Origin of the sequence: Marinobacter alkalisoli (genome assembly GCF_045449855.1) — a bacterium.
Lineage (GTDB): Bacteria > Pseudomonadota > Gammaproteobacteria > Pseudomonadales > Oleiphilaceae > Marinobacter.
Window position 1 is genome coordinate 1 of sequence record NZ_JBJJLC010000055.1, and the last position, 6,194, is coordinate 6,194.

A 6,194-nucleotide genomic window follows, 5' to 3' on the forward strand; every position below is an offset into this window, starting at 1 on the left:
GGCCAGGTCTATGTCGGCCTGATCACCGACCTGTCCTACAGCAATCCGCACCTGAGCCCGTTCGATGAATTCCAGCGCCTCAAGCTGCACCCGGAGTTCAAACAGTATCTGGAAGGCGGCAAGCGTGTTTCCTACGGTGCCCGCGCCATCACCAAGGGCGGCTTCAACTCCCTGCCGAAGATGAGCTTCCCGGGTGGCCTGTTGCTGGGCTGTGATGCCGGCACCCTGAATTTCTCCAAGATCAAGGGCTCCCACACCGCCATGAAATCTGGCCTGCTGGGCGCGGAAGCGGTGTTCGAAGCATTGAAGGAAGGCAAGTCCGGTGAGGAAATCACCAGCTTTGCCGATCGCTTCAAGGACAGCTGGCTCTACAAAGAACTGTATGACGAGCGCAACTTTGGCCCGGCCATGCACAAATTCGGTAATGTGGTTGGCGGCGGCATCGCCTTCTTCGAGCAGAACATCCTGCATCGCAGCCTGCCGTTCACCCTGCACGACACCATCCCGGATTACGCCACCCTGAAGCCGGCGTCCGAGGCCAAGAAGATCGATTACCCGAAACCGGATAACACCCTGACCTTCGACAAGCTGTCGTCGGTGTTCATTTCCAACACCAACCACGAGGAAGATCAGCCGGTTCACCTGAAACTGACCGATCCGGACATTCCGCTGAAGGACAACCTGCCCAAGTACAACGAGCCCGCGCAGCGTTACTGCCCGGCCGGCGTATACGAGGTGGTTGAAGCCGAAGACGGCAGCGGCAAGAAGTTCCAGATCAACGCCCAGAACTGTGTTCACTGCAAGACCTGTGATATCAAGGATCCTGCCCAGAACATCAACTGGGTGACTCCGGAAGGGGGCGGCGGGCCCAACTATCCGAACATGTAAGTTCGGTTTCCGGTACAAAAAACGGCCCTTTATGGGTCGTTTTTTTGTTTGGGGTGTCGGATTTTTAGATGTCGGATTACGGCTTCGCCTAATCCGACCTACCGGAGATTAACCCAACATCCGTGTAGGTCACTGAGATGGTCTCCTCCCCTCTTAATCGGCGTCGCGATGCGCCAGCCGGAAGTACCCTTTCCATCCCAGCAGGTAGCTGCGGAGTTTCTCTACCACCTGTTCAATACTGCGCCCGCCATTGCGGCGGGTCAGTTGCCTGATCCTCCGCTTGAACGCCTGTAACGCCTTGGTTGATACCGCTCGTCGAAGTCTCCATCCCTCCCTTGCCAGAGGGCATAGCCGAGGAACTTGCGACCGAACACGCTGGTCACCGCGCTCTTGGCTTCGTTAATCACCAGGCGCAACTTTCCATAACAGCGGCGGAGTAACTGCATGACCCGTACTCCCGCCTTGTGACTGAGAACGTAGACGTTACAGTCATCGGCGTAACGAGCGAAGCAGTGCCCCCGGCGTTCCAGCTCTTTATCCACCTCGTCCAGCAGAACGTTGGCCAGCAACGGCGACAGTGGCCCGCCTTGCGGCGTACCCTCATGCCGATCCATGACCACGCCGCCATCCATGATGCCCGTGTTCAGATACGCACGTACCAGCCGGATGACTCCAGGGTCGTTTATGCGTTTCTCAGGCGGTCGATCAGGATGTCGTGGTTGACCCGGTTGAAGAACTTCGACAGGTCGACGTCCACCACGATATGGCGGCCCTGTTGGGCGTAGCGCTGCGCAGCTAACACGGCGTCGTGGGCCCGACGGCCCGGACGGAAGCCATGGCTGTGCTCGCTGAAGGTGGGATCCATCAGAGGTTGCAGACTTGCAGCAGTGCCTGTTGAATCAGACAGTCGGTGACGGTGGTATACCCAGTTCCCGTTCACTGCCGTCCGGTTTCGGGATGCCTAGCCGACGAACGGGTTGTGGCCGGTAGGAACCTTCCAGCAGTTGCTGGCGAAGCTCCGGCCACGCCCATTGTAGGTATTCGGCCGTCTGGTTTATATCCAGGCCGCCGATACCCGCCGCTCCCTTGTTGGCCTTCACGCACTTCCATGCCCGTTGCATATTCTCTCGTGCGAAGACCTGTTCCAGCAGGCTTCGCCTTGGCCACAAGAGCTTCGCGGCTTCTTGCACGCTCGCCCTGCCCGGCAGCGCCTTGTATTCGGTTCTTGTCCATCGGCTCACGGTTTACGCTCCACGCTTTCTCCCCACGATCGGTCGCCCTTCCGCAGTTGCGCTTCACTTCGTTCGCTGTGGCCAGCTCACGGGAGGACTTTCACCTCCAGGAGTGCGCCCGTGCCAGGCGCACAAAAAAACCCCGTAAAAACGGGGTAAGGCTAGCGCTGTGCTGGAGGGAGAAGCAAGCAGTGTTGACTGCCGGCCTCCAAATCTACAGTTTCCATTATGCACAGTGGGGATTACACGGGCGTGGCCGGTGAATTACGTTTTGGTCAGGGATATGGTCGTCAGCCTGCGGATTAGGTTGCGCACTCTAGAGAATGGGAATAGCGTTTGAGGTCAGTATATTTGAAACCTTTCCACAATGATCACGGGGAACACGCATGAACACCCAGAAACTGATGAACACTGCCCTGAACAGCCTGGACGCCCTGGGTTACCGGCTGGACCAGTACGGCATCACCGGTAAGGTGAACCGACACAATCTGGCCGCCTTCATCATGCTGGAACAAAAGCACCTGGAAGGTGAGTGGGACAGCATTCAGGTTCGACTGGATCGCCGGCGCGCCCAGGTTGAGAGCCTTGTGCGTCCGGTGCTGAATCAGGTCAACCGCTTCCGCGGCGCTGCCAGCTGATCAGACCCTTGATCAGACTTTTGAAAGTTCCGACGGGGAGTTTCTCTGCTCCCCGCCATCCGCTCCATCCTGCGGATCAGCCTGGGTTGTGCGAATACGCTTCTTCTCAACCACATAGGCTGGCAGGCGAATAGTCACCGTCAGCCCGGGATTCTCCTCTCCCGGCCGGTGGTCCGACAGCTCAATCCTTGCCTGATGAATTTCCGCCACGGCACTCACCAGACTCAGTCCCAGCCCATTACCGGGTGATGAACGGCTCTTGCCGACCCGATAGAAACGCTGGAAGACCTGTTCCTTCTCGTCATCCGGTATACCGATTCCACTGTCGCTGACTTCAAACAGGCAATCGTCACCCTCACGGCGAACCGCCACCCGAATGGCGCCCGTTTCCGGGGTATATTTGATGGCGTTGTCGATCAGATTGCTGACCATCTGGAACAGCAGGTCCCGATCACCTTCAATCATCACCTGACTTTCCAGGGACTGCTCGAACACCTGATCCTTGTCTTCCGCCAGCGCTTCGTAGAGTTCGCAGGCATCGCTCACCAGACCATCCAGGGACACAGGCTTCATGTCCGCGGTGTTGCCCCGGGTTTCCAGCCGCGCGATCCGCAACAGGGCGTTGAACGTGGCCAGCAGTTGATCCGCCTCGGCCACCGCGCGGCCGGCCTGCTCCCGGGCCTCGTCGTTATCGACAGACATCAGGGTGTTCTCGAGCTGGTTACGCAACCGGGTCAGCGGGGTTCGCAGGTCGTGGGCAATACTATCGGAGACGTGGCGGATGCCTTCCATCAGGTAGACGATCCGGTCCAGCATCTGATTCAGGTTCTCCGCCAGCTGGTCAAAATCATCGTCGGTACCCCGGGTGGGAATACGCAGCGACAGGTGGCCGTTCATGATTCGCCGGGAGGTATTATTGATCACTTCTATGCGCCGGGTCGTACTTCGACTCATCAGGAAGCCGCCCAGCAGGGCCAGTGCCAGGGTAATGCCCATCCCCCAGTTAATGGCGGTTTCAATGACGCGCTTGAGGTTGGTGAGTTCATCCACGTCGCGGCCGACCAGCAACCGCAACCCTCCCTGTACCTCGAAGATACGGGCACGGGCCAGGCGTTCCGGGCCTCGCCAGCCCACCGACTCGTTCAGGGTGAAATTGATCCAGCCACTTTCCGACCGCGCACCCTCCGGCCAGGTTTCGATATTGCCGGCCAGTTTGAGGAAGTCATCAGTGGTGAGCAGATAGATGGATTTGGCGTTGGGATCCCGCGCCACACGCTCGCGGATAATGGTAATCAGACCATTAATGCCGCGACCGCGGTATTGCTCCGCGAGACCGGCGATCTCGGCCTCGATGGTTTGGTCCGTCTGGGCGGTCATGAAACCGGCAGTGCGCCAGTAAATGAACGCCAATAGCAGGAATACCGAGGTGGCAAACACCACCATGTACAACAGTGCTAACTGGAAGGACGACGTCCGGAGCTGGCTAAGCAGTTTCACGCAGCATATACCCTGCACCCCGTATGGTCTGCAGCAACGGAGTCTCGAATTCCTTATCGATCTTGGCTCTCAGCCGGCTGATATGCACGTCAATCACGTTGGTCTGGGGATCAAAATGATAGTCCCAGACTTTTTCCAGCAGCATGGTGCGGGTCACCACCTGGCCGGCGTTGCGCATCAGGTATTCCAGCAGACGGAATTCCCGGGGTTGCACATCAATATTCTGACCAGCCCGCTTGACGGTTCGCGCCAGCAGGTCCATTTCCAGGTCCGCCACCCGCAGCACGGTTTCGGTCTCCGCCGACTGACGGTTACGACGCACCAGCGATTCAATGCGGGCCAGCAGTTCGGTAAACGAGAACGGCTTGGTCAGGTAATCATCACCACCGCCACGCAGCCCCTCAACCCGGTCATCCACATCGCCCAGCGCGCTGAGGATCAGCACCGGCACCTGGTTTCCGGTGGCCCGTACGGTCTTGATGATCGCCAGTCCATCCATCCCCGGCAGCATGCGGTCCACGATCATGATGTCGTAATCCTCACTGGCCGCCATCATCATCCCTTCCTTGCCGTCGGCCGCATGGTCGACCACGAAGTCCGACTCCTTCAGGCCTTTGACAAGGTAGCTTGCTACATCCTGATCGTCTTCAATTACCAGCGCTTTCACCGGTTTGTCCTCCCGATAGCGGATTACTTTAAGGATTACATTACAAACAGGGTACGAAGAAGTCGGCAACCCGGCCAGTTACGATCTTGTAAGAGGGTGTCGCCTATGGCGACGGTCACGACACCTTCTGAAACCAACCAGGCTCTCAGCCGTCGTGGTTGCGGGGCGATACCCCGCACTCAATCAGCCTTTGTACCCCAGTTTATCCAGCCCCCGAAAAACATTCGAAAAGTTAATTTCACCGGTCCCGGGCAGAGCTATCAAGGAAAACCCCAACATACAGATTAGCAGCAACGCTCGGCATGATTATTTTCCCGGTTTTCCGAGAGTGCCCATCAAGGCGCCATTCAGATGCTCCAGCTCCAGCAACAGGCCGCTGTGGTCGACATCACTATGACCATTGGCCACCAGTGACTGGTATTCATTATGCACCTGCTGCGCCAGCGGCAGGGTCAGGTTCTCGGCCCTGGCCTCATCCAGAATCATCCGCATGTCCTTGAGCTGAATACGGGCCGGCGCGCCAGGCGCGAAATCACGATCAATCATGCGCTGGCCATGCAATTCCAGAATACGGCTGCCGGCAAAACCGCCCATCAACGCCTCCCGCACCGCCGCCGGATCGGCACCGCCTTTCGCCGCCAGCAACAACGCTTCCGACACCGCCCCAATAGTGATGCCCACAATCGCCTGATTGGCCAGCTTGGCCAACTGTCCGGAGCCAACAGGACCGATCCTGGTGCACTTGCCGAGCACCTCGAAAACAGGGCGGGCGCGGTCCACATCCTGCTCCGAACCACCAGCCATGATGCTCAGACGGGCCTCGGTCGCCCCCACCGTTCCACCCGACACCGGTGCATCCACATAGCCCGCTCCCTTTTCCGCCGCAAGTTCGGCGTGACGACGTGCTACAGACGGCTGAACAGAGCTCATATCGATCACCAGTGTGTCAGGCTTCAATGCCGCGATTGCTCCCTGCTCTACCAGCACCTGCTCCACCACATCGCTGTTTTCCAGCATGGTAATGACGACATCCGCATCCCGGACGGCCTGTTCTGGTGAATCCGCAATGGTGACCTCATCCTTGAACGGATCGCACTTACTGGCGGTACGGTTCCACAAAGTCATGGAAAACCCGGCATCCAGAAGATTCCGTGTCATAGGCGCACCCATCAAACCGATGCCCAAAAAAGCAATGTGAGGACGTTTCGTAGTCATAATTGTCGAACCTTACTCCAAATGTTGGAGAAGCGAGTGGGCAGGCGTTTCCAAAAC

The 6,194-nt window shown here is 58.1% G+C and carries 5 protein-coding genes and 1 pseudogene; 2 read left to right on the forward strand and 4 right to left on the reverse strand.

Annotated features, from left to right (window positions below; genetic code table 11):
• The coding region (locus ACJO5Y_RS19205; RefSeq protein WP_406985275.1) for an electron transfer flavoprotein-ubiquinone oxidoreductase at positions 1 to 888 on the forward strand (888 nt) is incomplete at its 5' end.
• A 171-nt stretch (positions 889 to 1,059) separates the two neighbouring features.
• On the opposite strand, the pseudogene ltrA reads toward ACJO5Y_RS19205, so the two are convergent.
• Positions 1,060 to 2,078 (reverse strand): annotated as a pseudogene (ltrA, locus tag ACJO5Y_RS19210) (group II intron reverse transcriptase/maturase); the annotation flags it as partial.
• A gap of 428 nt (positions 2,079 to 2,506) precedes the next feature.
• Between ltrA and ACJO5Y_RS19215 the strand changes: the two are divergent.
• Complete coding sequence (locus ACJO5Y_RS19215; protein WP_406989455.1) at positions 2,507 to 2,758, forward strand: hypothetical protein; 252 nt, start codon at positions 2,507 to 2,509, stop codon at positions 2,756 to 2,758.
• 12 nt (positions 2,759 to 2,770) lie between these two features.
• Here the strand turns inward: ACJO5Y_RS19215 and ACJO5Y_RS19220 are convergent, their stop codons facing one another.
• The 3 genes from ACJO5Y_RS19220 to ACJO5Y_RS19230 all read right to left on the reverse strand — a co-directional run bounded on the left by ACJO5Y_RS19220 (position 2,771) and on the right by ACJO5Y_RS19230 (position 6,137).
• Positions 2,771 to 4,255 (reverse strand): HAMP domain-containing sensor histidine kinase, encoded by a 1,485-nt coding sequence (locus ACJO5Y_RS19220; protein WP_406989456.1) that lies wholly within the window; start codon positions 4,253 to 4,255, stop codon positions 2,771 to 2,773.
• Complete coding sequence (locus ACJO5Y_RS19225; RefSeq protein ID WP_406989457.1) at positions 4,242 to 4,922, reverse strand: winged helix-turn-helix domain-containing protein; 681 nt, start codon at positions 4,920 to 4,922, stop codon at positions 4,242 to 4,244. Before ACJO5Y_RS19225 ends, ACJO5Y_RS19220 begins: the two co-directional genes overlap by 14 nt.
• 306 nt (positions 4,923 to 5,228) lie before the next feature.
• Positions 5,229 to 6,137 (reverse strand): NAD(P)-dependent oxidoreductase, encoded by a 909-nt coding sequence (locus ACJO5Y_RS19230; RefSeq protein ID WP_406989458.1) that lies wholly within the window; start codon positions 6,135 to 6,137, stop codon positions 5,229 to 5,231.
• Positions 6,138 to 6,194: the final 57 nt, after the last annotated feature.